Below are 25,824 nucleotides of genomic sequence, written 5' to 3' on the forward strand. Positions count from 1 at the left end.
GTGCCCGGTGTTCACGCGGTGGTCGCCGCGAGTCAGGACCTGTTCACCCGTGCGATATCGCACGGTTCATCGAACGCCGCCTAGATTTCTTCGATGGACCGTTGCGCCGCCTGGACCGTCTCCTCCGGATCCCGCCGCGCGACCCCCGGTCCCCTCCCGCCCCGGAACGAACGGACAAAGACGGAATGACTCACGCGACCCTGGTACGGGCGCCGGATCCGGCGCCCCGGCCGGAGGGCGCCGCGGCGCCCCCGGCGGAACAGCCCACGAAGCAGAGCAGGTTGCGCGCCCTCGACGGGCTGCGACTGCTGGCCGCGCTGATGGTCTGTCTCTACCACTACGCGGGGCGCGGCGGCGAGATCACCCGGGTGTGGGGGCAGTCCCCGAAGCACCTGTTCCCCGATCTCTCCGCGGTCGCGGTCTACGGGTGCCTCGGCGTCCAGATCTTCTTCGTCATCAGCGGATTTGTCATCTGCATGAGCAGCTGGGGCCGTACCCTCGGCGACTTCTTCCGCTCCCGGGTCTCCCGCCTCTACCCGGCCTACTGGGCGGCCATAGTCCTGGTCACCGCCGCGTGTTTCGTGCTTCCGTCCGTCAGTGAACCGCTGCGCCTCGACGAGGTGTTGGTGAACCTCACCATGCTCCAGCAGCCGACGGGCGTGCACCGCGTCCTGGGCGTGTGCTGGACCCTCTGGGTGGAGGCGCGCTTCTACCTGCTGTTCGCGGTCTTCGTGGTGTGGAAGGGTGTCGACTACCGGCGTGTGGTCATCTTCTGCTGCCTCTGGATCGTGGCCACCGCCCTCGCCCAGGTCGCCGACGTCCCACTCCTGAACGAGATCGTGATGCAGGAGTACGCGCCGTTCTTCGTCGGCGGTCTCGCGCTCTATCTGATCCACCGGTACGGCGGCGACCTGCTGCTCTGGGGCATCGTGGCCACGAGCTGGCTGCTGGGCCAGCACTACGCGACCGTCGCTCTGTGGAGCCCGGACGCCACCGAGGTCTTCCAGCAGCGCTCCCCGCACGTCATCCTGCTCATCGTCACCTTCGCGTTCGCGTCGGTGGCGGCCGTGGCGCTGGGCTGGTTCCGGTGGGCGGACTGGCGCTGGCTCAGCTTCGCCGGCGCCCTCACGTACCCCTTCTACCTGGTCCACGAACACCTCGGCTGGTTCGCGATCGCCGTCCTGCACCGGAAGTTCGGGATCGACCCGCGCCTGACCCTTCTCGCCACCGTCGCCCTGATGCTCGTACTGGCCTGGCTCATCCACCGGTTGGTGGAGAAGCCGTTCGGCCCCCGCTTCAAGCGCACGATGCAGCAGCAGGCCCTGCGTCTGCGCTCCCGCACCGCAGAAACCCGGTAGCGGACACGGGAGTTGCCGCCGGCGCTCTGGCGAGCGCCGGCGGCGATCTCATGTACGGGCGTACGGTCAGGCCTTGGCGGCGGTCTCCGGCACGGGGGCCGGCGCGAGGCCGGATCCGGGCTGCGCTGTCTTCCGTACGGGAATGAGGGACGCGAGCACCGCGGCCACGAGTCCCACACCGCAGCCGATGAGCATCGCGACACGGAAGCCGTCCTCGGACGGCAGGGCGAAACCACCGAAGTCGGTGGTCATCTGCGCCAGGACCACACCGATCACGGCGGCCGAGACCGAGCTGCCGATCGACCGCATCAGTGTGTTGAAGCTGTTGGCGGAGGCCGTCTCCGACAGCGGTACGGCGCCCATGATGAGAGCCGGCATCGCGCCGTACGCGAAGCCCACGCCCGTGTTGCAGACCAGGGTGACCACCAGCAGGCTCCACGGGCTGCTGGAGCCGATGAGCGGCAGCGAGATGCCGTACCCCACGCCGATGACCAGGCTGCCCACGGCCAGGGTGACCTTGGGGCCCTTGACGGCGGACAGCTTCGCGCCGAGCGGCGACATGATCATCATCATGAGGCCGGCCGGTGCCATCCACAGCCCCATGGCGAGCATCGACTGGCCCAGTCCGTAACCGGTGGCCTCGGGCAGCTGGAGCAGCTGGGGCACGACCAGGGACTGGGCGTACATCGCGAACCCGACCAGGACCGAGGCCGCGTTGGTCATGAGGACCTGGGGGCGGGCGGTCACGCGCAGGTCGACCAGCGGGTCACTGATCCGCAGCTCCCACAGGCCCCACACCAGCAGCACCACCACCGCGGCGGCGAACAGGCCGAGCGTGGTGCCGCTGCCCCAGCCCCAGTCGGCGCCCTTGGAGACGGCGAGCAGCAGGCAGACCAGGCCGATGCCGAGGCCGATGGCGCCGAGCACGTCGAAGCCCTTCGAGCCGGTCGTCTCACCACCCGCGGGTACGAAGGCCCAGATGAGCGCTCCGACGGCCAGGGCCAGGGCGGCGACCACCCAGAACAGCACCCGCCAGCTGGTGTTCTCGGCGATCGCGGCGGCGAAGGGGAGACCGAGCGCGCCGCCCACGCCCATGGACGCGCTCATGATCGCGATGGAGGAGCCGAGCTTCTCGGCCGGGACCACGTCCCGCAGGAGGCTGATGCCGAGGGGGACCACGCCCATGCCGATGCCCTGGAGACCACGGCCCGCGATCATCGGGACGACGGAGGAGGACACGGCGCAGACCACCGAGCCCGCGACCAGCGGGACCAGGGAGACCAGGAGCATGCGGCGCTTGCCGTACATGTCGCCGAGCCGTCCGGCGACGGGCGTGGCGACGGCCGCCGCGAGCAGGGTGGCGGTGATGACCCAGGAGGCGTTCGACGCGGAGGTGTCGAGCAGCTTCGGCAGTTCCGCGATCAGCGGCACCACCAGGGTCTGGGTGATCGCGGCCACGATGCCGGCGAAGGCGAGGATGCCGACAACACCGCCGGGGCGGGCTGCGGGCTGGGAACTGTCCACGGGTGTCTCCCTGTTGCTCTTCCAGGTCACGGCCGAGCGCCCCCACGGGTGCGCTCGATGTGCACCATACATGAGACGTGTGTCATGCATGGGACGTGCTAGATGCACGTGATGTGCGTGATGCATCTATGCCGTGATAGAGAAGGCGGGCAGGATCCGAAGCCGAAGAGAGCCCGCGTGGACCATCCCTTGGACAAGCCCGAAGAGCGCGAGAAGCCGGAAAGCCCTCACGCCCGTGACAAGCCCCTGGAGCGGATCGAGTTCGAGACCATGCTCCTCGGCCGGTACCTGCACCTGCTCGCCTCCCGGGGCGGCGACAGGCTCGACCGCAGCGCCTACACCCTGCTCAGCCGCATCCGGGCCGAGGGGCCGATGTCCATCGGCGGGTTGAGCGACGCCTTCGGCCTGGACGCGTCCACCCTCAACCGGCAGACGGCCGCGATGCTGCGGGCCGGGGTGGTCGAGCGGATCCCGGATCCCGAGGGGGGCATCGCCCGGCGGTTCGCGATCACCCCCGAAGGTGAACGCCGGCTGGACAGCGACCGGGCCGAGAACGTGAGCGGCCTGGCGAGGCTGCTGGACGCCTGGACGCCCGGGGAAGCGGCCCAACTGGCCGACAGCCTGGGGCGCTTGAACCGGGACATCGAACGCCTCGACGGCCGTCCGTGGCCCCGCGACTGAGTCGTGGGGACGGGAGGGGCCGAGGCGGCCGTCCGCGCACGCCGGCACCGGTGGCGACGCCGCGGCGCTGCCACCGGTGCCGGGGGACGTCGGTCAGCCCTGGGGGTTGAAGGCGATCCCGGACGGCTTGGAGTTGGTGAGCAGGGACACGAACCTGCCGTCGTTGATCTTGATGGTCGCCGAACCGAAGTCGGCGTTCATCAGCCTGTCGCGCAGCGCCGTGGTGGGCCAGCCGTTCCAGTCCACCAGGGGCGGGTAGCGCCAGTTGTGGTAGTGGTTCTCCGGCGGCTCGTCGTTGTTGTTGGCGAGCCGGAAGAAGTGCGTGGACAGCCCGTCCTTGTGGAAGACGACCTTCGGGTGCGACCCGTCGAAGCGGACCTGCGAGCGGGGGTACGTCACCTGGCTGCTGTGCTGCGTGGTCGTGACGTACTCCACCTGGTTGGTGGACTGGTTGACCCAGGAGATGACGTGCTCCCAGTCGTGGCGGTGACCCCCGAGGCCACTGCCCGCGACGGCCTGGTCCTTCTCGAAGTAGCTGGCGTACACGATGGCGCACCAGCCGTTGTTGCACTTCGAGCGGGCGTACGTCTGGGAGTTGTCCAGGTCCGACTGGTCCCGGCAGCTGCCGTTGACCGCGCCGGTCGTGTTCAGCCCGGGAGCGAGCGTGCCGTCGGGGCCGATCGCGGGGGTGGCGTAGCAGCCGTCGGTGTCGTAGTCGTAGGCCGGGGAGAAGGACTGCTCCCAACCTCCGGCGTTCTGCGGCAGGTTGCGCGGCGGATCGGCGTGCGCCATCGAGGCGGGGACGACAACCGCCAGGATCGTGGCGCTGAGCACGGTCGCGAACCGGGCTGCCCGGCGCCTGAGGAAGGAGGGCCGGGACGGCGCGGCGACCGGTACGGCCGACCTCTCCGACGTCCTCACCCCCGCCTCGGCCACCGGCGCTAGGCGCAGAAAACTTCTCATTCTTGACTCTCCTCGCAGGACTCAAGACCCATGACGCGACATCAGGCCGGCACGGGGGGAGCGATCCAGACATCCGCGCGGTTCTCCGCGCCGACGCACCACACACGTCGCGACTGTTCCGGCACCGCTGGGCCGATGCCTGAACAAGGCAAGGAAAGCGGATGACATAGACATGATCAATGCTTGTGGCGGGACGTCTTCACCACACCCGTCCGCGGGCGTACGGGGGCCACCGGGAAAATCCGTCCGTACGCTGACACGGGGTCAGGGCACCGCGGTGCGCCGGGCGGTACGGAAGACGGCCGGGCGCCACTTCGCGGGCGCGGCGTGATCGGCAAGACACCCCTAGCGCGGGTCCGCCGCTCCCGTACCCCTGAGAGCGCGGCTGCGGCCGCGGAACTCCACGATCACCTCGTCGCCGCGCAGGACGCTCACGTCGTTCAGGCCGCTGCGGCCGAACCGGGTCCGCTCCACGGCGACGGCCGTCAGGACGTCGCCCTCGCGCGCGGGGGCGACGAAGTCGACGTCGGCCCCGGCGGCGACCGTCACGGGGCCGTGCCCGTTGCACGCGCAGGCGAAGGCGGTGTCGGCGAAGAGGAACAGGTAGCCGCCGTGGGCGATCCCGTGTCCGTTGACCATCGCCGCCGTCACCGTCATGCGCGTCACGGCGGTCCCTTCGCCGTGCTCCAGCAGCTCGATTCCCAGGCGCCGGGACGCCTCGTCGGCGGCGAACATCGATTCGACGGGGTCCCGCTCCGGCGGGGTGGCTCGCGTCACGGTTCCCTCCGTCTTGTGTCCCGACCGACCATTCGGTTAGCGTGCGGAAAGGTTACGTTAGCCAGCCACGAACCGTGTCCGTCAAGAGGTGGACACGTGCCGCAGGAAAGCCGGTTCACCCCCCTCCAGTCCCGCAGCCCGGTCACCGCCGAGGAGCCCGCCCATGACCGACGACGTCTACCTGATCGACGGAGCCCGTACCCCGCAGGGACGTTACGGCGGCGCCCTCGCCTCCGTGCGCCCCGACGACCTGGCCGCCCTCGTGGTCGGCGAGGCCGTGCGCCGCGCCGCGATCCCCGCCGAAGCCGTGGACGAAGTGATCCTCGGCGCGGCGAACCAGGCCGGTGAGGACAACCGGGACGTGGCCCGCATGGCCGTCCTGCTCGCCGGACTGCCCCACACCGTGCCCGGCTACACCGTCAACCGGCTCTGCGCGTCGGGGCTGACGGCCGTCGCCTCCGCCGCCCAGGCGATCCGCGCCGGCGAGGCCGACCTGGTGGTCGCCGGCGGGGTGGAGTCGATGACCCGGGCCCCGTGGGTGATGGAGAAGCCCGGCACCCCGTGGGCCAAGCCGGGCCAGGTGCACGACACGTCCCTCGGCTGGCGCTTCACCAACCCGCGGTTCGCGGCCGCCGACCGGGCCGTACCCGCCGGCGCCGATCCGATGACGCCGAAGGTGACCCTGTCGATGGGGGAGACCGCCGAGGAGGTGGCCGCGCTCGACGGCATCACCCGCGCCGACTCCGACACGTTCGCCCTGCGCAGCCACCGGCGCGCCCTCGCGGCCCAGGCGGCCGGGCACTTCGACCGGGAGATCGTGCCGGTCCCGGTGAAGGACGGCGAGGCCACCCGGGACGAGGGACCGCGCCCCACCACCACGCCGGAGAAGCTCGGCGCCCTGCGCACCCTCTTCCGCGCGGACGGCATCGTCACCGCGGGCTCCTCCTCGCCGCTCTCCGACGGCGCCGCCGCGCTGGTGGTGGCGAGCGCCGCGGCCGTCGCGCGGTACGGACTCACCCCGCGCGCCCGGATCGTCGCCTCCGCGGCGGCCGGCGTCCAGCCGAACCTCATGGGCCTCGGCCCGGTGCCCGCCACCCAGAAGGTCCTCGCCCGCGCCGGATGGCAGACCGCCGACCTCGACGCGGTCGAACTGAACGAGGCGTTCGCCGCGCAGGCGCTCGCGGTGGTACGACGCCTCAAGCTCGACGAGGAGAGGGTGAACGCCGACGGCGGGGCCATCGCGCTCGGCCACCCGCTGGGCTGCTCGGGCGCCCGCCTCGTACTCACCCTGCTCGGCCGTCTCGAGCGGGCGGACGCCCGCAGGGGCCTCGCGACCCTGTGCGTCGGCGTCGGCCAGGGCGTCGCGATGCTGGTGGAGCGGGTGTGAGCCAGGGGGACCCGGAATCCCTCCCGGCCGGGGAGGCGTACGACAGGACCGCGGGCGCGGGCCGCCGGACCCGCGCGGCACGTGCCGGAGGCCGTAGAATGCGTGATATCAAGAGCCGAACGAACGGTCGGTTGGGGAGATGGCATGGATGACACACAGCCCGGGGCGGCGGTTCGCGCCGATCCCGGGCTCGCGGAGCACTTCGAGGCCACGATCGCGCGCGACCAGCGCGTCGAGCCGCGCGACTGGATGCCCGACGGCTACCGCAAGACGCTGATCCGGCAGATCGCCCAGCACGCCCACTCGGAGATCATCGGCATGCAGCCGGAGGGCGACTGGATCACCCGCGCGCCCTCGCTGCGCCGCAAGGCCATCCTGTTCGCGAAGGTCCAGGACGAGGCCGGCCACGGCCTGTACCTGTACTCGGCCGCCGAGACCCTCGGCGTCGACCGCGAGGATCTCACCCGGCGGCTGATCGAGGGCCGCCAGAAGTACTCGTCGATCTTCAACTACCCCACCCCGACCTTCGCCGACGTCGGCGTGATCGGCTGGTTCGTGGACGGCGCGGCCATCTGCAACCAGGTGCCCCTGTGCCGCAGCTCCTACGGGCCGTACGCCCGCGCCATGGTGCGCATCTGCAAGGAGGAGTCCTTCCACCAGCGGCAGGGCTACGAACTGCTGATGACGATGATGCGCGGCACCGAGGCCCAGCGGGCCATGGTCCAGGACGCCGTCGACCGGTGGTGGTGGCCGTCCCTGATGATGTTCGGCCCGCCGGACGGGAACTCGCCCAACTCGGCCGCCTCCATGGCGTGGAAGATCAAGCGCCACAGCAACGACGAACTGCGCCGCCGCTTCGTGGACATGACGGTCCCGCAGGCGGAGAAGCTCGGCGTGACCCTCCCCGACCCCGAACTGCGGTGGAACGAGGAGCGGGGCCACCACGACTTCGGCACCCCCGACTGGGACGAGCTGACGCGGGTCATCAAGGGCGACGGTCCGTGCAACGCGGAACGGGTCGAGCGGCGGCGCGACGCCCACGAGGAAGGCGCCTGGGTACGGGAGGCGGCCGCGGCCCACGCGGCGAAGCAGGCGGCACGCACGCGCGAAGGAGCGGCGACATGAGCGAGACACCGGAACCGAAGGCGGGCTGGCCGCTGTACGAGGTGTTCGTACGCGGCAAGCGCGGGCTGAACCACGTCCACGTCGGCTCCCTGCACGCCGCCGACGACCGCATGGCCCTCACCCACGCCCGGGACCTGTACACCCGGCGCAACGAAGGCGTGAGCATCTGGGTGGTGCCCTCCGCGCACATCGCCGCCTCCACCCGCGACGAGAAGGACCCGTTCTTCGCGCCCAGCGCGGACAAGGTCTACCGCCACCCCACCTTCTACGACATCCCCGACGACGTCCCCCACATCTAGGAGCAGGGCATGACCGACGACCACGTCTACATGACCCTGGCCGAGGGGCACGACGACGGCGACGCCCGGTGGGCGTTCGGCACCGGCTTCGAGGATCCGCTGCACGGCGTGGACACCACCGTCCCGGACGGGGTCGACCGGCGCGAACTCGCCGCGTCCTGCCTCGCCCTCGGCGACGACGCCCTCGTCAGCGCCCAGCGGCTCGCCGAGTGGACCACCCGCGCCCCCGAGCTGGAGGAGGACGTCGCCCTCGCCAACATCGGACTCGACCTGCTCGGCCAGGCCCGCCTCCTGTACACCCGGGCCGGCCACGCCGACGGCACCGGCCGCGGCGAGGACGCGTACGCCTACTTCCGCGACCCCGGCGAGTTCCGCAACGTACGCCTGGCCGAACTGCCCAACGGGGACTTCGCGTTCAGCGTCGTACGGCTGCTGGTGCTGTCCAGCTGGCGGCTCGCCCACTTCGAGAGGCTGACCACCACCGCCGACCCCGTCCTCTCGGCCATCGCCGTCAAGGGCGTGAAGGAACTGGCGTACCACCGCCAGTGGGCCGCCGACTGGGCGGTGCGCCTCGGCGACGGTACGGACGAGTCGCACCGCCGCATGCGGGCCGCGCTGCGCCAAGTGACCCCGTATCTCGGCGAGTTGTTCGCCGCGTACGACGTCCGCGACGATGTGGTGGGAGTCCTGCGCCAGGTCCTGGACGCGGCCGGACTGCCCCTGCCCGCCTGGCAGCCGCTCCCCGGATCCGGCCGGGACGGGGACCACACCGAACACCTCGTCCCGCTGCTCACCGAATTGCAGTCCGTGGCCCGGGCCCACCCGGAGGGGACATGGTGACCGGCCCGGCGGACGTCCGCCGCGCCCGGCACATCGCCGAGGGCGTCCCGGACCCCGAACTCCCCATGCTCACCCTCGCCGACCTCGGAGTGCTGCGCGACGTCGAGGCCGGCGCGGACGGCACGATCGTCGCGAGCCTCACCCCGACCTACTCCGGCTGCCCGGCCATGGCCGAGATGCGCGCCGGCGTCGCCACCCGGCTGAAGGCCGCCGGGTACCCGCGCGTGGAGGTCCGTACGGTGCTCGACCCGCCGTGGACCACGGACTGGATCACCCCCGCCGGCCGCCGCAAGCTCGCCGAGCACGGCATCGCCCCGCCGGGACCCGCCCCCCGGCACGCGCCCGGCCCGGTGCCGCTCGTGCTGTCGCCGGCCCGCGCCGCGGTGGCGTGCCCCCGCTGCGGCTCGGCGGACACCGAGGAAACCTCCCGGTTCGGCGCCACGTCGTGCAAGGCGCTGTGGCGCTGCCGCGCCTGCCGCGAGCCGTTCGAGTACGTCAAGGAGATCTGATGGCAGACCTGTTGAGCCCGGCACCCGTACGGGCCCCACGGCGCCGGCCCGCCTTCCACCCCCTGCGCGTGTCCGAGGTGCGGCGGCTGTGCGAGGACGCGGTCTCCGTCGCGTTCGCGATCCCCGACGAACTGGCCGGCGCGTTCGCCTTCGCCCCCGGGCAGGCGCTCACCCTGCGCCGCGAGGTCGACGGACGGGACGAGCGGCGCTCGTACTCCATCTGCGCCCCGGCGGGCACCCCGCCGCGCATCGGGGTACGGGAAGTGCCCGACGGCCTGTTCTCGTCCTGGCTGGTCCACGAGGTCAGGGCGGGGGACGTCATCGACGTGATGGCCCCCACCGGCGCGTTCACCCCCGACCTCACCGCGCCCGGTCACCACGTCCTGATCGCGGCCGGTTCCGGCATCACCCCGATGATCTCCATCGCCGAGTCGGTCCTCGCCGCCGACGACCGCTCCCGGGTGACCCTCTTCTACGGCAACCGCCGCACCAACTCCGTCATGTTCGCCGACGAACTGGCCGACCTGAAGGACCTCCACCCCACCCGCTTCCAGCTCGCGCACGTCCTCTCCCGCGAGCCTCGCGAGGCCGAGCTGCTCACCGGCCGCCTCGACGGCGACCGGCTCGCCGCACTCGTCGACGGGCTGGTCGACGTCGCCGGCGCCGGTCACTGGTGGCTGTGCGGCCCGCACGGCATGGTCCGCGACGCCCAGCGCGTCCTGACCGGGCTGGGCGTCCCCGCCGACCGCGTCCACCGCGAGCTGTTCTTCGCCGACGACGCGCCGGTGCGGGAGACGCGCCACGTGGACGGCGCCGCCGAGGGCCCGGTCAGCCAGGTCACCATCACGCTCGACGGCCGCTCCACGACCGGCGCGCTGGCCCGTGCCGCCACGATCCTCGACGGCGCCCAGAAGACCCGCCCCGACCTGCCGTTCGCCTGCAAGGGCGGGGTGTGCGGGACGTGCCGGGCCCTGGTCACCGACGGCACGGCCGACATGCGCCGCAACTACGCGCTGGAACCGGCCGAGGTCGACGCCGGGTACGTCCTCACCTGCCAGACGTTCCCGGTCTCCGAGAAGGTGAGCGTCGACTACGACAGCTGATACGACAGCTGAGGGGTCAGCGCTTTCTGAACTTCTCGATCAGCGCGTCCGGGTCCACGCTGTTGCTGTCGGTCCCGATATTGCCGAGCTCGGTGTTCCCGCCGTGGTTCTCCCACATTTTCAGCAGTTCGAGCTGTCGTTCCCTCGGCAATGAGTTGACCCAGTCCTGATGCTCCGGAGAAATCTGGTCCATCAATTTGCTCAGCGCTTCCATGGCCATCGGATTCTCCTCCTCGGCCCCCCGTACAACCCGGCGCACGACCCAACGGACGACACGGTCTCACGCCCTCGCGCCTCTCGCCACCGGAGGCCGGACGAGGGCTCGCTCACCGAGGCCCAGGGGCCGGGCTCATGCCGGGACGACGTACGGGAACCGGTCGGTCCGCCGGTCCTTGGCCGTGGCGGGGGAGAGGCCGCTGGGCACCGGCAGGTTGGTGACGAGGGACATCATCACCTCGGGTGCGTTGTCCGCGCGGGTACGGCCGTTGCGGGCGGCGAAGCCGAAGGAGGCCGGGGTGCCGACCACGTACGGCAGGACGTCGGGGAGCAGCCCCATGGCGACGGTCTGCCCGTAGCCCGCGGGGTCGGCCGAGGTGCCGGTGGCCGCGACCACGGCGGCGACCCGGGCGGCGATCGTCCGGCCGTCGGCGGCGACGTCCTCGGACGGGTGGCGGGTGTTGGCCGGGTTCGAGAAGTCCGTGTCGTCCGGCCAGAAGATCGGCCACATCATCGGGTTGCCGCCCCGGTTGATCTGCCGCCAGCCGCCGGCGTCGGTCGCCAGCTTGGTCGCGCACCACACGCCGGTACGGGCCCCGGGCCGCAACCGGTCGTGGCTGTGGGGGACTTCGAGGACGATCGCCTCCACCGTCGTCCCGTCGAAGGTGTTCCGCGCCTCCCGGGGGTTCCAGGACGACAGGTCCACCGCGGTGCCCTTCCCCACGGCGCCGTTGACGACGGAGAGCAGGGACAGGTCGACGTAGAAGGCGTCCTGGACCCGCCCGGCCCAGGCCCGGATTCCGCCCCCGGTGGCCGTCTCGCCGGTACGGCCCTCCAGGACCAGTTCGCCCTCGGCGGCGTCCCCCCGCGCGTCGGCGCCGGTCAGGGAGTGCAGGCGCAGCGACTGCCGGCCGTCCGCGCCGGGCTCGCCGAAGGAGAACCGGTAGGTCAGGGCCTCCTGGTCGGCGCCGTCGAAGTGCACCTTGATCTCGTAGCGGGCCTCGTGGTGGAAGCCGGGCTCGGCGTGGACGCCGGTGATGTCGGAGTTGACGTCCATGACGAACACCGTGCTGTCCTCGCCGGCGAAGACATAGAGGTCGTCGATGAACAGCTGGCCGTTCTGCGCCGCCAGCGGGGTGTCGAGGTGATGGGACATGACGGGTCCGTTCTCGTCGCGATCGGTGGGCCGGAGCCTTATGTCCTACTCATCCTATATCTCACATATGCCGGAATGGTCGATCGAGTGATCGGCGGCCTCTTCGATTCGGACTGATGTGTGCGGCGTACTTTTACGGGCGTGCACGGCGCGTTGCGTGGTGGATTGTCATTCCCGTCCGGGTCTTGTGCGCTCTACCGAGGGCTGTGGACCGCGGTGAATGATGAACACACCGCAAGGGATCCGGTCGTTTCCGCATACCCGTCTGCTTGTCGGACGGATGTGCGAGGAAAAGGAGTCCACGTTGTTGCTTCTCATCTCTCCGGACAGTGTCGAGGAAGCTCTCGATTGTGCGAAGGCGGCGGAGTATCTGGACATTGTCGATGTGAAGAAGCCCGACGAGGGTTCGCTCGGCGCGAATTTCCCGTGGGTCATCAGGGAGATCCGTGAGGCGGTCCCGGCCGGGACGCCGGTGTCCGCGACCGTGGGGGACGTGCCGTACAAGCCCGGCACGGTGGCCCAGGCGGCCCTCGGCGCGGCCGTCTCGGGAGCCACGTACATCAAGGTCGGCCTCTACGGCTGTACGACACCCGAACAGGCCGTCGACGTCATGCGGGGGGTCGTCCGGGCGGTGAAGGAGTACCGGCCGGAGGCGCTGGTGGTCGCCTCGGGCTACGCCGACGCCCACCGGATCGGCTGCGTCAACCCGCTCGCGCTGCCCGACATCGCCCGCCGCTCCGGCTCGGACGCGGCCATGCTCGACACCGCGATCAAGGACGGGACCCGGCTGTTCGACCACGTTCCGCCGGACATCTGCGGGGAGTTCGTCCGCCTCGCCCACGAGTACGGTCTGCTCGCGGCCCTCGCCGGCAGCGTGAAGGCGGGGGACCTCGGTGAGCTGACCCGTATCGGCACGGACATCGTGGGGGTGCGCGGGGCCGTCTGCGAGGGGGGCGACCGCACCACGGGAAGGATCCAGCCGCGGTTGGTGGCCGCCTTCCGGGCGGAGATGGACCGGCACGCCCGGGAACACGCCGCCGCCGCGGCCGCGAGCTGAGTGCCGGCATGCCGACACCTCGGCCCGCTCACGCATCCGGGACCCGCGTGGACCGCTTCGCCGTCCTCGATCCGGCGACGGGCGAGCCCTTCGCGGAGGCCCCCGACCAGTCGCCCGGGGAACTGGACACCGTCGTCGGCCGGGCGCGGGAGGCCTGGCGGGGCTGGCGGACCGACCCCGCCGCCCGTACCACCGCGCTGCTCGCGGCGGCCGACGCCGTCGAGGCGGCCGGCGCGGACCTCGCCCCGCTGCTCACCCGCGAACAGGGCAAACCCCTGGCGGAGTCGTACGGGGAGGTGGACCGTACGGCCGCCCGTCTGCGCCACTTCGCCGACCTGGTCCCCGGGCCCCAGCGGATCTCCGACGGCCGTCCGGTACGCAGCGAGATCCGCTGGCGGCCGCTGGGGCCCGTCGCCGCGATCGTGCCGTGGAACTTCCCCCTCCAGCTCGCGTCGGCGAAGTTCGCGCCCGCGCTCGCGGCGGGCAACACGGTGGTGCTCAAACCGTCCCCCCACACCCCGCTGGCCACCCGGCTGCTGGCGTCCGTCGTCTCCTCCGTCCTCCCCGACGACGTGCTCACCGTCGTCACCGGCCACGAACCCCTCGGCGCCCGCCTGGCCGCCCATCCGGGGATCCGGCACGTCACCTTCACCGGTTCCGTCCCCACCGGGCGGGCCGTCGCGCGCGGAGCGGCGGCGACGCTCTCCCGGGTCACCCTGGAGCTGGGCGGCAACGACGCCGCGATCCTGCTGGACGACGTGGACGTGGAGCGGATCGCGGACCGGCTGTTCTGGGCGGCCTTCCGCAACTGCGGGCAGGTCTGCATGGCGGTCAAGCGCGTCTACGCCCCGGCCCGGCTCTGCTCCGACGTGGTAGAGGCCCTGGCCCAGCGCGCGAAGAGCGCCGTCGTCGGAGCGGGCCTGGATCCGGGCACCCAGCTGGGCCCGGTCAACAACGCCCCCCAACTGGCCCGGGTCGAGAGCTGCACGGCCCGGGCCCTGGCGGACGGCGCCCGGGCGGTGGCCGGCGGCCACCGGCTGGACCGGCCCGGCTACTTCTACGCCCCGACGATCCTCGCCGACGTCCCGCCCGGCAGCCCGGTGGTGACGCAGGAGCAGTTCGGCCCCGTCCTGCCGGTGCTGCCGTACGACAACGTCGGCGAGGCCGTCGAGGCGGCCAACAGCACCGGCTTCGGGCTCGGCGGGTCGGTGTGGGGCACCGACCTCGACCGGGCCGAGGCGGTCGCCGACCGGCTGGAGTGCGGGACGGCGTGGATCAACCACCACGCCGAACTGTCCCTCGCCCAGCCCTTCGCGGGCGTCAAGGACAGCGGGGTCGGGGTCGCGGGCGGCCTGTGGGGGCTGTACGGGAACCTCGCGCCGTTCGTCGTACACCGTCCGCTGGAGCCGTGAGGATGAGATTCGGCGCGGCGGTGCTGCGTACGTACGACAGCCCCTTCGCCGTCGAGGAGGTGGAGCTGGACCCGGGTCCCGCCGACGGCGAGGTCCTGGTCAGGATCGCGGGCACCGGCATGTGCCGGACCGACCTCGCCGTCCGGCGGTCGGCGGGCCGCTCGCCGCTGCCGGCGGTGCTCGGCCACGAGGGGGCCGGGGTGGTGGTGGAGACCGGCGGCCCGCACACCGGTCTGAGCCATGGCGACCACGTGGTGCTCAGCTTCGACTCCTGCGGGCACTGCCGGAGTTGTCTGGGCGCGGCCCCCGCCTACTGCGACTCCTTCGCCTCGCTCAACCTCTTCGGCGGGCGTGAGGAGAACACCGCCCGGCTCACCGACGCGACCGGCGGCGCGCTGGCCCCCCGGTGGTTCGGACAGTCCTCGTTCGCCGAGTACGCGGTGGTGGCGGCCCGCAACGCCGTCCGGGTCGACCCCGCGCTCCCCGTCGAGCTGCTCGGGCCGCTGGGCTGCGGATTCCTCACCGGCGCCGGTGCGGTCCTCAACTCCTTCGGCGCCGGGCCCGGCGACACCGTCGTGGTCCTCGGCGCGGGAGCGGTGGGCCTGGCCGCCGTCATGGCGGCGGTCGCCTGCGGGGCGGTGGTCGTGGCCGTCGACCGGTACCCCGAACGGCTGGCCCTCGCCCGGCGTTTCGGCGCGACCGCGCTGGACGCCACGACGGCCGACCTGCCCGGCCGTATCCGGCACCTGACCGACGGCGGTGCGCGGTACGCGCTGGACACCACGGCCGGCGCCCCGCTGATCAACGCCGCGCTGCGGGCCCTGCGCCCGACCGGTCACCTCGGTCTGGTGGCCCGGCTCCACACCGCGCTGCCGCTCGAACCGGGCGCACTGGACCGGGGCAGGAAGATCTCCCACATCTGCGAGGGGGACGCGGTGCCGGGACTGCTGATACCGCGGCTGACCGCACTGTGGCGGGCCGGGCGGTTTCCCTTCGACGAGTTGATCCGTACGTACCCACTCGCCGACATCAACGAGGCGGAACGCGACTGTGAGGCGGGCCGCGTCGTCAAACCCGTCCTGCTCCCGTAGCGGGAGCGGCCGACGTGCGACAAGGGAGAACATGTGACCGGCACAACAACCCGTGACACCGGTGTGGAAGGCGTGGAGGGAGGGGTCGGCCTGACCGCTCTCCTGGTCGCCGCGTCGCGGGCGATCGAGACCCACCGCCACGACGCCCTGGCCCGGGACGTCTACGCGGAGCACTTCGTACGCGCCGCACCGGCGTCCGCCGGCTGGCCGGTGCGCCCGCACCAGGTCGCGGACGGGGACGCGAACCCGCTGTGGGGGCGGTTCGCGCGGTACTTCGGCCTGCGGACGCGGGTCCTCGACGACTTCGTCCTCCGGTCGGTGCGCAAGGGCGGCGCCCGTCAAGTGGTCCTGCTCGGCGCCGGGTTGGACACGCGGGCGTACCGGCTCGACTGGCCTCCCGGCTGTGTGGTCCACGAGATCGACCGGGAAGGGGTGCTGGCGTTCAAGCAGCGCGTCCTCGACGGGCTGTCGGCCGTTCCGAAGGCGGAGCGCGTCGCCCTCGCGGTCGATCTGCGGGACGACTGGGTCACGGCGCTGGCCGACGCGGGCTTCGACGCGACGGCACCGAGCGTGTGGCTGGCGGAGGGGCTGCTGTTCTACCTGCCGCCCGTCGCCGAGACCTTCCTCATCGACACGGTGGACCGGTTGAGCGCGCCGGGGAGCGCCCTCGCGTTCGAGGTCAAGCTCGAACGGGACCTGCTGGAGTACCGCGACAGCCCGCTCTACACGTCGACCCACCAGCAGATCGGCATCGACCTGCTCGACCTGTTCGACCTGGGGCAGCGGCCCGACTCCGCCGGTGACCTGGTGGCCAAGGGCTGGTCCACCGCGGTCCACACGCCCTTCGACTTCACCCGGTACCACGGACGCGGCCCGCTGCCCGAGGACAACGACGCGCTGGCGGGCAACCGCTGGGTGTTCGCGGACAAGCCCCGGCCGTAACGCGGCGTCCGTACGTCCCGTACGCCCGTACCCTCGTACTCCCGTGCAGGCGGGATCGACAGCGATACGGGCCAAGGCGGGACCGGCATCGGCGCCGGTCCCGCCTGTCAGTCGTCCAGCGCGGCGAACGCGTCCTCGACCAGGCCCGCGAGCTGCTTCATGGTCAGGCTTGCCGTCAGCGCGCCCCCGGTGTGGACCGCGAGCAGCCCCCGCAGGGCGGAGACACCCGCCCGTGCCTTGACCGCCGCCCGCAGGCGCAGCTCGGGAGCGTCCTCGCCGGCGCCCAGCCGTTCCTCCATGGCGGCCGTGACGGCGTGTTCGAGGTCCCGCAGGAGGAACCGGTCGGTACGGGACGAGTCCGGCGTCAGATCCTTCGGTGAACCGGTGATGAAGATGGCCGGCGGTACGTCGTGCTCACCGGCCAGCGTCAGTACGGCGTTGCACAGGGCCCGGTAGGGCGCCTCGGCGGCCGGGCGCTCGCGCAGGAGAAGGGCCAGCCGGGGGATGAGGTCGCGGACCTGACTCACGATCAGGGACTCCTTCGACGGGAAGTAGCGGAAGAAGGTCCGCTCCCCGACGCCGGCGGCCGTCGCGATGTCGCGCACCGTCGTGTGCTCGAAACCCCGCTCGCCGAAGAGGCGCGCGGCGGCCTCCTCGATGGCCCGGCGCGTCTTCTGCTTGTTTTGTTCACGGAGTCCTGGGCTGTCCATACGCGGATTATCGCAAGCCCTCCGGACCTGGAAAATGGCAGAACTGCCACTTGGGCTAACATGGCAGCGCTGCCACTTTCGGGCCCGGCTCTCTCCGGCGCTTCCCTTTGCTTTCCTTCTGGAGCACACATATGGCCACCCTCCTGTACCGGCTCGGCCGGTCCTGCTTCCGTCGCCGCCGGCTGGTGTTCGCCGGCTGGCTGACCCTCCTGGCGGCCGTGATCGCCATGAGCGCGGCGTTCGGCGGGCCGGGGCGGCTGGACGACGAGTTCTCGATCCCCGGCTCGGAGTCCCAACAGGCCCTGGACGTCATGGGGCAGGCGTTTCCCGGCGCCGCGGGGACCAGCGCGCAGATCGTGTTCACCGCGCCCTCGGGCGAGAGCGTCGAGGCGGCCCCCTTCAAGGCGGCGATAGACGACACGCTGGCCCGGGCGGCCCGCGCCCCGCAGGTCGCCGGCGTGACCGCGCCCGAGGCGACGGGCACCGTTTCGGCCGACGGCGGAGTCGCCGTCGCCCAGGTCGGCTACCGCGTGTCGAAGAACGACCTGGACGCGGAGAGCCTGGACGCGCTGGACGCCACCGCGGCCCCGGCCCGGGCGGCGGGCCTGCGCGTGGACCTCGGCGGGTCGGCGTTCGGCGGCGGCGGAGCCGAGCCCGGCGCCCAGGACCTCATCGGCGTCCTGGTCGCCGTGCTCGTCCTGGCCATCACCTTCGGATCACTGCTGGCGGCGGGCATGCCGCTGCTCACCGCGCTGGCCGGGGTACTGGCCGGAGTGGGCGGCGTGCTGGCGCTGACCGGGGTGGTCGGCATCTCCTCCACCGCGCTGACCCTGGCCCTCATGATCGGCCTCGCCGTCGGCATCGACTACGCCCTGTTCATCCTCTCCCGGCACCGCTCCCACCTGGCCGAGGGCCGCAGCGCCGAGGAGTCGGCGGCGCTGGCGGCCGGGACCGCCGGCAGCGCGGTCGTGTTCGCCGGGCTGACCGTCATCATCGCCATGGCCGGACTCTCCGTCGTCGGGATCCCGTTCCTGACCGTGATGGGCCTGTGCGCGGCCCTCGCGGTACTGGCCGGGGTCGCGGTGGCGCTCACCCTGCTCCCCGCGCTGCTCGGCGTGGCCGGCGCCCGTCTCGTACCGAAGCCCGGATCGCGGGCCGCCGGCCGGGAGACGGCCGTGGCCGGGCCCGACACCCGGGCGGCGAACCTCGGTGAACGCTGGGTCCGCCTCGCCACCGCCAAGCCCTGGCTGACGACCGTCGCCGTGCTCGCGGCCCTCGGCGCGCTGGCCTGGCCCGTGAAGGACCTCAACCTCGCCCTGCCGGACAACGGCTCCGCGCCCGCGCACTCCTCGCAGCGCGCGGCCTACGACACCGTCTCCCGTACCTTCGGCCCCGGCTTCAACGGCCCCCTCGTCGTCCTGGCCGACACCGGTGACACCGCGTCACCGAAGGTCGCGGCGGCGGCCGTCGCCAAGGACCTGAAGGGCCTGGACGACGTCGCCGCCGTCGCGGCGCCCAAGGTGAACGCCTCGGGTGCGTACGCCATCGTCCAGCTCGTTCCCCGGGGCGGGCCCGACGCTCAGACCACCAAGGACCTGGTGACCACGATCCGCGACCGGGCGCCGGGGATCGCCGAGGAGACGGGGGCGCGCATCCGCGTCACGGGCCAGACGGCGGTCTCGATCGACGTCTCCGTCCAACTCGCCTCCGCCCTGGTGCCCTTCGGCGCCGTCGTGGTCGGCCTGTCCCTGGTGCTCCTGCTGATCGTCTTCCGGTCCCTCGTCGTCCCGCTGAAGGCCGCGGCCGGGTTCCTGCTCTCCGTCGCGGCGACGTTCGGCGCCACGGTCAGCGTCTTCCAGAACGGCCACTTCGCGGGCCTGGTGGGGGTCGACGGGTCCACCCCCACGGCGTCGTTCCTCCCCGTCGTGGTCATGGCCGTCCTGTTCGGGCTGGCCATGGACTACGAGGTCTTCCTGGTCTCCCGGATCCACGAGTCGTACGCCCACGCCCGCAAGCCTCTTCACGCGATCCACATGGGTGCCCGGCACAGCGCCCGTGTGGTGACCGCCGCGGCGCTGATCATGGTGTCCGTGTTCGCCGCGTTCATCAGCAGCGAGGGCATGATCCTCAAGCAGGTGGCGTTCGCCCTCGCCCTCGGTGTCCTGCTGGACGCCTTTGTCGTACGGATGACACTGGTCCCGGCCGTGCTGGCCCTGACCGGGCACGCGGCCTGGTGGCTGCCGGCCCGGATCGCCCGGCGCCTGCCCGACGTGGATCTGGAGGGCGCACGCCTGAATGCTCCCCAGCCCGCCGCCGAACACACCGATCTGGCGATGACACGCCACTGACGGGCTGATGACGGGCTGATGACGGCTGATCGGTCCGGACCCCCGTCCTGATCGTGTTCACGACTAGGGAACGAACCGGCCCGGACCTGGTTCGGCTGCCCGCCCCCCGCCGGAGTCACCGGCACTCCGGCCGGGGGCCGGGTCGCCGTCACCGTCAGATCTGAGTCTCAGGGGACGTCTCGACCTCGTCCTCGTCCTCGTCCTCGTCCCCGCCCTCATAGTGAACGGTGCCGTCCTCGTCCATCGGGGGACGGATCCGCTCGGGAGGATGGCTGTCGATGTCGGACGGGCGTGGTCCTTCGGGCCCGTCGGGGCCCCAGCGCAGCAGTCGGCGCGCGCGGCAGACCTGGTGGACGGTGCCCAGGACCTCGATGCGGTTGGCGTGTTCGGCCCGGAGGCGGTCGGCGGCCTCGGCGTAGGTGGCCAGTTCGGCGGTCGCGGTGCCCTTGGCGGTCACCGTACGCGCGTCGGCGTTCCTGTCCTCGACGTCCCAGGGGATGAGGCCCAGCCGTCGTGGTTCGAACCACGTGAGCGAGAAGTCCAGTGTCTTGCGCGCCTCGTGCGCGCTGGGGTGCAGGCCGCTGGCCGCCTTCCACGCGTCACCGTCCTGTTCCACGATCCTGAACAGCGCGGGCAGCAGCACCACGTCGGGGTGGGTGTCCAGCGCCCGTTCGGAGTCGTCCAGCACGTCTTCGGGGAACCGGGCTCCGTTGTACGCCAGTTGGCGCCGCGCCAGCCGTTCGGCGGCCTGGAGGGGGGTGACCGCCGCCTCCGGGTCCAGGACCAGACCGTCATCGATTCCCGGCTCGCGGACGCCGCGGTCCCAATTCGGCACGGAGGGCTCGGGATCGGTCGGCCGGGGCCGCTCGATGCCGTCCGGCCCGGCGGCGGTGTACTCCTCGGCGCGCACCACCCGGTAGCGGGTGCCGAGGACGGTCAGCTCATCGACGCGTTCGCTCTCCAACCGGGCGACCGCCGCGAGCAGGGCGCGCCGCTCGGCCCTGTCCTCGGCGTCGTCCTTCGCCCGGAACCACAGTAAGGAGTTGAGGCTGTCCCGGGCCTCCTGCGGACAGCCGGCCACCACCGGGACCACGACCCGCCACCGCGACGCGTCCCCCGTGGCCCCAGTGTCCTGTGCGACCACGCCGAACAGCGGCCCCCGCACGAGCACCGCCCGCTCATCCAGTATGGCGTCGAGCGCGTCCGCCTCCGTGACCGCCTCCACCGGCCCCCGCGGCTGCCTCACGACGATCGGCCGCATCCGGCCCCCACCCTCATCCCGATGACCCATGCGCCCATCCTGCCGACCGCGGGAGGCGCGTAGTGCCGGTTTCCGGATTCCCCACCCCATCCGGGCATCCGACCCCCGGGGCCCTCGACCGGTGTGGGAGGCTGAGCGGATGGCCGATCGGGGATCCTGGCTGAGGGCGCTGGCACTCGTGGCCGACGGCCGGGACGTGACAGGTGACGAGCCGTGTCCGAACTGCGGCCGGGATCGGCTCCGGGTTCGCTACATCGTGGACCCCGACAGCCGCACCGGCCATGCCCTGTTCTGGTGCGACGCGTGTCTGCACGGCATCACGGTCTCCCGGGTGCGCGCTCCCGAGCACATGCCGACGTGGCCGATCGGCGATCCGGACTCGACCGCCGGTGTCCCGGACTTCGTCCGACACGACTGACGTACGGCGGGCCTGACGGCACGTCGGGCGGCGGCGGCCCGGACCGCGTACTGGGTGGAGTGGTGGCGCCGTTTCGGCCCGCCGTCCGGCGACGAGCCCAAGGTCACCGACACCTTGGGCCGCTACGTGATCGTCACGTTCGTCAAGGGCACCAACATGGGCCCGTACGAGGCCGCCGGCACATCCCCGGCGTGAGCGGGCACGAGCTGTCGTACGTCGCGAACAAGCACTTCTCGATCGTGCTGCTGAACGAGGCGATCGCCGACCTGGTGAACGCGCACGCTCGCCTCGACATTTCGTAGGCGTGGGGCGACGGGACCGCCGTCGCGCCGGACGGCACCCACATGGACACGTACCTCGACAACCTGCTCTCCGAGACGAGCGTGAGATACGGCAAGCCGGGCGGAATCGCCTACCGCCACGTCTCGGACACCTACATCGGGCTGTTCACGAAGTTCATCCCGTGCGGGGTGTGGGAGGCGGCCACGCGTACATGGGGTCACGCCGATGTCCGCCCTGGAGCGAACCAACGGCTTCGGTGGCCCTGGCGCGTGACCGCGTTTCCCCGCGACGGAAACTCGGATGCGGGTGCCGCACGGCCACCCCTAGGCTGCGCTCGCGGGGCGGGCGAGGCGCCGTATCGACCGTCGGTGGATCGGAGATGCGCGGGGTATGACCAGTCAACTGTTCGCGATCTGCTTCAACGCGACCCAGCCGTCGGTCCTGGCGCGGTTCTGGTCCGGCTTCCTGGGCTGGGAGTTGGCTGACGGTCCGGACGACGATGTCGCGATCCTGTCCCCTGGTACCGCGGGTTTCCGTATCCGTTTCCTGCCGAGCCAGGAGCCGAAGATCGGCCAGAACCGGGCGCACTTCGACCTGACGAGCACCTCCCCGGAGGGCCAGCAGCAGACGGTGGCCAGGGCGCTGGAGTTCGGCGGGAAGCACATCGACGTGGGCCAACTCCCGGAAGAGGGGCATGTGGTGCTCGCCGATCCAGACGGCAACGAGTTCTGCGTCATCGAGGCGGGCAACAAGTTCCTCGCCGACACCGGCTTCATCGGAGCGCTGGCCTGCGACGGTACGCAGGAGGTCGGTTACTTCTGGAGCGAGGCGCTGCGGTGGCCGTTGGTCTGGGACCAGGACCAGGAGACCGCAATCCAGTCGCCGAACGGCGGTATGAAGATCACGTGGGGTGGTCCTCCGGTGGCGCCGAAGACGGGCACGAACAGGCTGTACCTCGAACTGGCGCTCCCCGCCGACGCCGACTGGGAGGCGGAGGTCGACCGCCTGATCTCGCTCGGCGCGACGCGCACCGACACCGGCGAGAGCGACGGCGGCCGGGTGCTGATGTTCGACCCCGACGGCAACGAGTTCTCCGTACGGAGGCCCCGGTAGCGTGGCTGTTGCCGGGTGCGCTGCGTTTCATGCGTGGTCGCTCATGAAACACGGAAACCACACCGCCCGCTTCCGCCTGGTGCGCCAACTCGCCAAGGCACTCAGCGTGCCGACCCCTGCCGTACGCAAGCCGGGCTCGGCGTGGACCGAACCGCCCCGGCCGGTGTGCGCCAGCATCGCCAAGGGCCTCGTCATCACCACCGGTGCGAAAAGGGGCCAGCATCCCTCGCCCGCCACCGTCGTGCGGATGCTGCGCGAGCACGACGAGCGGACGACCTAAGCGCCCAAGATCATCCCGTTGCCCCTTTGACTCGCATCTCGGTCACACCCCTTCACGGCCGAGGACGTGGACGAGGCCGAGGCTGCGAGCCGGCCGGCCGCCGTACGGGGCGTGACGTCCGTCCGGCGGCCGGGCCGTCAGCCGGTGAGAGCGGTCGCCCCGGCGCCCCTCACGCCGTAGCCGTTACGAAGCGCGTCACCGCCCGCGCGAACGCCGCCGGCTCTTCCAGGTGGCCGAAGTGCCCGCTGTCCTCCAGGATCAGCAGCTCCGATCCGGGGATCAGCCGGTGCAGCTCCTCCGCCCACCGCACCCCGCAGATGACGTCGTGGCGGCCGACGACCACGAGGGCCGGCACCGTGAGCGAGCCCAGGGCCGCACGGTCGTCGATGACGTCCGGTACGCCATTCTCGTCCAGCCCGGAGATGTGCGACCCCCGCACAGAGGCGCGCAGGGGCGCGAATTCCTCCTCCCGGCCCCAGTAGTCCGCGAAGTACGCGGGCAGCAGCCCCCTGACGACGGAGGTCATCCGCGCGTCGTCGGAGATGGTGGGGATGGCCTGGAACGCGGCGAGGACCTCCGGGAGTCCTGCCCGGCCGGTGTTCCGCGCCGCGAACAGCTCCACCAGGCGCATGGCCTCCGCGCCGTGCTCGGGACCGGTCAGCGGCGCGCTCTCGTAGAGGATCACCCCGGCGACGCGCTCGGGGTGGTGCAGGGCGTGGTACTGGACGACGAAGCCGCCGTGCGAATGCCCGAGCAGGTGCACCTCGGGGACGCCCAGGTGCTCGATCAGCTCCCCGAGGAACCGGCTGTAGAGGCGCCGGGTGTACCCGTCGGGGTGGGACGGCAGGCGGCCGGAGGCGCCGGTGCCGACCGGCTCCGGGTACACGATCGTCAGGTGGCGCTCCAGCTCGGGCATGCGCAGGTATTCCCAGGCGATGCCCGGCCCGCCGGAGTGCGCGACGCACACCGGGCCGGTGCCGTGGACGTGGTAGCGCTGTACGACACCGTCGATCTCGACGGTGTGCGATCCGGCGGCCAGAGGATCGGTCGCAGAGGTGGTCATGGGGTTCTCCGTATCCGGCAGATGTCGATGACACCGGCATGACGCGCCAGAAAGGGAGAAGTTCGAATTCTTGGATGTGACGCCCGTCACACTGGGGCGAGTGCCTGGAGGGCCGCCACCGGCCTGGGGTGCAGCAGACGCAGCCGGTACGGACGGCCGGCGTCGTCCAGGGTCATCACCCACGCCACCGAGGGCGGGCAGTGGTCGGGGTCGTCGGCCGGGCTGAGGAGATCCATCTCCCAGACCGCCAGGGACCGGCCCGCCACGGTGTGCGCGAGGCGCTGGCGCACACCGGCCTCCAGATCGCACTCCATGCCACGGGCCAGGACGCTCCGGCCGCCCACCGGCTCGTTCCCCCGCAGCAGCGCGATCTCGGGTGACCAGCGCTCCGTCAGCAGCGCGCCGAAGCGTCCGCTCTCGGCGGCGGCGAGCGTCTCGCGCGCCTCGGCGCTGCTGGCGCGGACGCGCCGCGCGGTGTCGCCGTGCGGGGCGTCCGCCGTGGCGGCGAGGGCCGTCGCGAGCTTGGCCCGTCCCTGGCTGAGCCGGCTGCGGACCGTGCCGACCGGGACTCCGACGGCCTCGGCGATCCGCTCGTACGAGGTGACGCCGGTGCTGAAGTGCCGCAGCACCATCGGCAGGCGCAGCGCGGGGGACAGCTCCTCCATCGCCTCCCAGATCCAGTCCCGCAGTGCGTGCCGCTCCAGCCACTGCTCCGGCCCGGGGTCCGCGGAGGGCAGGCGCAGGTCGTCTATGGGCCGGTACGGTACGGCTCCGCGCACCAGGGAACGGCTCGTGTTCCGTACGATCATCCGCAGCCACGCCCCTACGGCGGCCGGGTCGCGCACGTCACCCACGCGCCGGAGCGCAGTCACCGCCGCGTCCTGGAGCACATCATCGACGTCGGGCCCCGGCCCCAGAATGCTCAGCGCCACCGCGCGCATTCCCGCCCGGTGCCGTTCGAGCAGCAGTCCCAGTGCGGCGACCTCACCCGCCTGCGCGGCCCGCGTGAGCGCCGCGTCCTCAAGCAGGGCGACTCCGCCCTCGTACTGGTTCATCACGCCTTCTTCCCGCGCCCGCTGTCGTGCGCGCCCGTAATACGAGATTACTGCGCACCCGGCCGGCCAGGGCCGACGGCCGGGACCGGAGCGAATCGGACTCGGCGGACCCACCGGTGTGGCGGTGCCGGGACGCCCGGCGAACAGCGGCGCGCTCTGCGGCGCAGGGAGCGCCGGCGGGACCGATACCGATAACCGGTTGGTCAGTAGGTTTCTTTCAAGCCTTGGGCGGCCCGGGCGGCGTTCTGTTCGATGGCGAGGCACTCCCCGTACACCGGAAGAAGACCGGCGGCCCGCGCCTCGGACAGCGTGGGGGCCACCCTGTCGCGGTCGGAGACGACAGGGGTGATCTCCTGCGGGATCGGGAGGGCCAGCGCGGGGTCGAACACCGAGATCGCCAGCTCGTTCTCGGCGACGTACGGGCTCGTCAGCAGGTACGACACCACCGACTCCTCGCCCAGGCCGACGAAGGCGTGGCCGACGCCGACCGGGAAGTACAGGGCCTTGAAGGTCCGCGGATTCAGCAGGACCGCGTCCCACTGGCCGTACGTCGGCGATCCCACCCGGATGTCGATCACGATGTCGAGCACCTCACCCTGCGGGCAGTAGACGTACTTGGCCGTGCCGGGGGGTGTGGTGGTGAAGTGCACCCCCCGGACCACCCCGCGCCGGGACCTGCTGTGGTTGCTCTGCGCCACGCGGAACGCCGCGAGACCGGTCGCCTCGGCGAAGGCCGCTTCCTGGAACGGCGAGACGAACAGCCCCCGGTCGTCGGGGAAGACCCGGGGGGTGAACTCGAAGGCGCCGTCGACGGTGAGCTTGCGTGCTTCCATGTCGTCTCCTGTGCGTGGATG

At 71.9% G+C, this 25,824-nt stretch carries 27 protein-coding genes and 1 pseudogene; 18 read left to right on the forward strand and 10 right to left on the reverse strand.

Translation table 11 applies throughout. The features are described 5' to 3' along the window. The first annotated feature begins 185 nt into the window (after positions 1-185). Positions 186-1,358: an acyltransferase family protein gene (locus tag ACIODU_RS15215; protein ID WP_401767748.1), complete on the forward strand. Its 1,173-nt coding sequence runs from the start codon at positions 186-188 to the stop codon at positions 1,356-1,358. A gap of 66 nt (positions 1,359-1,424) precedes the next feature. Here ACIODU_RS15215 and ACIODU_RS15220 read toward each other — a convergent pair whose 3' ends face one another. Next, positions 1,425-2,882, reverse strand: coding sequence for an MFS transporter (locus ACIODU_RS15220; protein ID WP_356429079.1), 1,458 nt, complete (start codon positions 2,880-2,882; stop codon positions 1,425-1,427). Positions 2,883-3,152: 270 nt separating this feature from the next. Between ACIODU_RS15220 and ACIODU_RS15225 the strand changes: the two genes are divergently transcribed. Continuing rightward, complete coding sequence (locus tag ACIODU_RS15225; RefSeq protein ID WP_401767884.1) at positions 3,153-3,563, forward strand: MarR family winged helix-turn-helix transcriptional regulator; 411 nt, start codon at positions 3,153-3,155, stop codon at positions 3,561-3,563. 93 nt (positions 3,564-3,656) lie between these two features. Here the strand turns inward: ACIODU_RS15225 and ACIODU_RS15230 are convergent, their stop codons facing one another. Beyond that, positions 3,657-4,526 carry an NPP1 family protein gene (locus ACIODU_RS15230; RefSeq protein ID WP_401767750.1) on the reverse strand — a complete coding sequence of 290 codons (870 nt, stop codon included), beginning with the start codon at positions 4,524-4,526 and terminating at the stop codon, positions 3,657-3,659. A gap of 345 nt (positions 4,527-4,871) precedes the next feature. Further along, positions 4,872-5,261, reverse strand: coding sequence for a hydroxyphenylacetyl-CoA thioesterase PaaI (gene paaI / locus ACIODU_RS15235; RefSeq protein WP_401767886.1), 390 nt, complete (start codon positions 5,259-5,261; stop codon positions 4,872-4,874). 205 nt (positions 5,262-5,466) lie between these two features. Between paaI and ACIODU_RS15240 the strand changes: the two genes are divergently transcribed. The 6 genes from ACIODU_RS15240 (at position 5,467) to paaE (ending at position 10,566) form a co-directional block, all read left to right on the forward strand. Continuing rightward, positions 5,467-6,690, forward strand: a complete 1,224-nt coding sequence (locus ACIODU_RS15240) for a thiolase family protein (protein WP_401767752.1) — start codon at positions 5,467-5,469, stop codon at positions 6,688-6,690. A gap of 144 nt (positions 6,691-6,834) precedes the next feature. Next, positions 6,835-7,815, forward strand: coding sequence for a 1,2-phenylacetyl-CoA epoxidase subunit PaaA (gene paaA, locus ACIODU_RS15245; RefSeq protein ID WP_401767754.1), 981 nt, complete (start codon positions 6,835-6,837; stop codon positions 7,813-7,815). Next, on the forward strand, positions 7,812-8,114 hold the full coding sequence (gene paaB, locus ACIODU_RS15250) for a 1,2-phenylacetyl-CoA epoxidase subunit PaaB (RefSeq protein ID WP_356429069.1): 303 nt from the start codon (positions 7,812-7,814) through the stop codon (positions 8,112-8,114). Before paaA ends, paaB begins: the two co-directional genes overlap by 4 nt. A gap of 9 nt (positions 8,115-8,123) precedes the next feature. Continuing rightward, the gene (gene paaC, locus ACIODU_RS15255; protein WP_401767757.1) at positions 8,124-8,954 is read left to right on the forward strand and encodes a 1,2-phenylacetyl-CoA epoxidase subunit PaaC; all 831 of its coding nucleotides are present in this window, start codon (positions 8,124-8,126) and stop codon (positions 8,952-8,954) included. After that, positions 8,948-9,463 carry a 1,2-phenylacetyl-CoA epoxidase subunit PaaD gene (paaD, locus tag ACIODU_RS15260; RefSeq protein ID WP_401767759.1) on the forward strand — a complete coding sequence of 172 codons (516 nt, stop codon included), beginning with the start codon at positions 8,948-8,950 and terminating at the stop codon, positions 9,461-9,463. Before paaC ends, paaD begins: the two co-directional genes overlap by 7 nt. Continuing rightward, on the forward strand, positions 9,463-10,566 hold the full coding sequence (gene paaE, locus ACIODU_RS15265; protein ID WP_401767761.1) for a 1,2-phenylacetyl-CoA epoxidase subunit PaaE: 1,104 nt from the start codon (positions 9,463-9,465) through the stop codon (positions 10,564-10,566). Before paaD ends, paaE begins: the two co-directional genes overlap by 1 nt. A 16-nt stretch (positions 10,567-10,582) precedes the next feature. Here paaE and ACIODU_RS15270 read toward each other — a convergent pair whose 3' ends face one another. Beyond that, a complete protein-coding gene (locus ACIODU_RS15270; protein WP_356429058.1) occupies positions 10,583-10,786 on the reverse strand; it encodes a hypothetical protein in 204 nt (67 codons plus the stop codon). 129 nt (positions 10,787-10,915) lie between these two features. Next, positions 10,916-11,938: a DUF4331 family protein gene (locus ACIODU_RS15275; protein WP_401767763.1), complete on the reverse strand. Its 1,023-nt coding sequence runs from the start codon at positions 11,936-11,938 to the stop codon at positions 10,916-10,918. Positions 11,939-12,242: 304 nt separating this feature from the next. On the opposite strand from ACIODU_RS15275, the gene ACIODU_RS15280 reads away from it, so the two are divergent. Genes ACIODU_RS15280 through ACIODU_RS15295 form a run of 4 tightly spaced genes read left to right on the forward strand, consistent with a single transcriptional unit; the run spans position 12,243 to position 16,440 of the window. Further along, a complete protein-coding gene (locus ACIODU_RS15280) occupies positions 12,243-12,995 on the forward strand; it encodes a (5-formylfuran-3-yl)methyl phosphate synthase (protein WP_401767765.1) in 753 nt (250 codons plus the stop codon). Between the two features lie 8 nt (positions 12,996-13,003). Then, positions 13,004-14,407 carry an aldehyde dehydrogenase family protein gene (locus tag ACIODU_RS15285; protein WP_401767767.1) on the forward strand — a complete coding sequence of 468 codons (1,404 nt, stop codon included), beginning with the start codon at positions 13,004-13,006 and terminating at the stop codon, positions 14,405-14,407. Positions 14,408-14,409: 2 nt separating this feature from the next. After that, positions 14,410-15,498 carry an NAD(P)-dependent alcohol dehydrogenase gene (locus ACIODU_RS15290; protein WP_401767887.1) on the forward strand — a complete coding sequence of 363 codons (1,089 nt, stop codon included), beginning with the start codon at positions 14,410-14,412 and terminating at the stop codon, positions 15,496-15,498. A 33-nt stretch (positions 15,499-15,531) separates the two neighbouring features. After that, positions 15,532-16,440: a class I SAM-dependent methyltransferase gene (locus tag ACIODU_RS15295; protein ID WP_401767769.1), complete on the forward strand. Its 909-nt coding sequence runs from the start codon at positions 15,532-15,534 to the stop codon at positions 16,438-16,440. Positions 16,441-16,547: 107 nt separating this feature from the next. On the opposite strand, the gene ACIODU_RS15300 is transcribed toward ACIODU_RS15295, so the two are convergent. Then, positions 16,548-17,150: a TetR/AcrR family transcriptional regulator gene (locus ACIODU_RS15300; RefSeq protein WP_401767771.1), complete on the reverse strand. Its 603-nt coding sequence runs from the start codon at positions 17,148-17,150 to the stop codon at positions 16,548-16,550. Between the two features lie 131 nt (positions 17,151-17,281). On the opposite strand from ACIODU_RS15300, the gene ACIODU_RS15305 reads away from it, so the two are divergent. Continuing rightward, positions 17,282-19,498: an MMPL family transporter gene (locus ACIODU_RS15305; RefSeq protein WP_401767773.1), complete on the forward strand. Its 2,217-nt coding sequence runs from the start codon at positions 17,282-17,284 to the stop codon at positions 19,496-19,498. A gap of 154 nt (positions 19,499-19,652) precedes the next feature. Here ACIODU_RS15305 and ACIODU_RS15310 read toward each other — a convergent pair whose 3' ends face one another. Next, a complete protein-coding gene (locus ACIODU_RS15310; protein WP_401767775.1) occupies positions 19,653-20,789 on the reverse strand; it encodes a DUF5954 family protein in 1,137 nt (378 codons plus the stop codon). Positions 20,790-20,898: 109 nt separating this feature from the next. Here ACIODU_RS15310 and ACIODU_RS15315 point away from each other — a divergent pair, with 109 nt between their 5' ends. From ACIODU_RS15315 to ACIODU_RS15335, 5 genes and pseudogenes are all read left to right on the forward strand, one after another. Beyond that, positions 20,899-21,177 carry a hypothetical protein gene (locus ACIODU_RS15315; RefSeq protein ID WP_401767777.1) on the forward strand — a complete coding sequence of 93 codons (279 nt, stop codon included), beginning with the start codon at positions 20,899-20,901 and terminating at the stop codon, positions 21,175-21,177. Positions 21,178-21,231: 54 nt separating this feature from the next. Continuing rightward, positions 21,232-21,372, forward strand: coding sequence for a hypothetical protein (locus tag ACIODU_RS15320; RefSeq protein ID WP_401767779.1), 141 nt, complete (start codon positions 21,232-21,234; stop codon positions 21,370-21,372). Positions 21,373-21,494: 122 nt separating this feature from the next. Then, positions 21,495-21,944, forward strand: a pseudogene (locus ACIODU_RS15325) (Tn3 family transposase); the annotation flags it as partial. Further along, positions 21,850-22,572 (forward strand): VOC family protein, encoded by a 723-nt coding sequence (locus ACIODU_RS15330; protein WP_401767780.1) that lies wholly within the window; start codon positions 21,850-21,852, stop codon positions 22,570-22,572. The pseudogene ACIODU_RS15325 and the gene ACIODU_RS15330, both read left to right, overlap by 95 nt. Positions 22,573-22,615: 43 nt before the next feature. After that, positions 22,616-22,852: a hypothetical protein gene (locus ACIODU_RS15335; protein WP_401767782.1), complete on the forward strand. Its 237-nt coding sequence runs from the start codon at positions 22,616-22,618 to the stop codon at positions 22,850-22,852. A gap of 169 nt (positions 22,853-23,021) precedes the next feature. On the opposite strand, the gene ACIODU_RS15340 is transcribed toward ACIODU_RS15335, so the two are convergent. The 3 genes from ACIODU_RS15340 to ACIODU_RS15350 all read right to left on the reverse strand — a co-directional run bounded on the left by ACIODU_RS15340 (position 23,022) and on the right by ACIODU_RS15350 (position 25,803). Beyond that, complete coding sequence (locus ACIODU_RS15340) at positions 23,022-23,915, reverse strand: alpha/beta fold hydrolase (RefSeq protein WP_401767783.1); 894 nt, start codon at positions 23,913-23,915, stop codon at positions 23,022-23,024. Positions 23,916-24,001: 86 nt separating this feature from the next. Beyond that, the gene (locus ACIODU_RS15345) at positions 24,002-24,970 is read right to left on the reverse strand and encodes an RNA polymerase sigma factor (protein WP_401767784.1); all 969 of its coding nucleotides are present in this window, start codon (positions 24,968-24,970) and stop codon (positions 24,002-24,004) included. A 203-nt stretch (positions 24,971-25,173) separates the two neighbouring features. After that, a complete protein-coding gene (locus ACIODU_RS15350) occupies positions 25,174-25,803 on the reverse strand; it encodes a dTDP-4-dehydrorhamnose 3,5-epimerase family protein (protein ID WP_401767785.1) in 630 nt (209 codons plus the stop codon). Positions 25,804-25,824 lie beyond the last annotated feature (21 nt).

This window comes from Streptomyces sp. NPDC088261 (genome assembly GCF_044740805.1).
Lineage (GTDB): Bacteria > Actinomycetota > Actinomycetes > Streptomycetales > Streptomycetaceae > Streptomyces.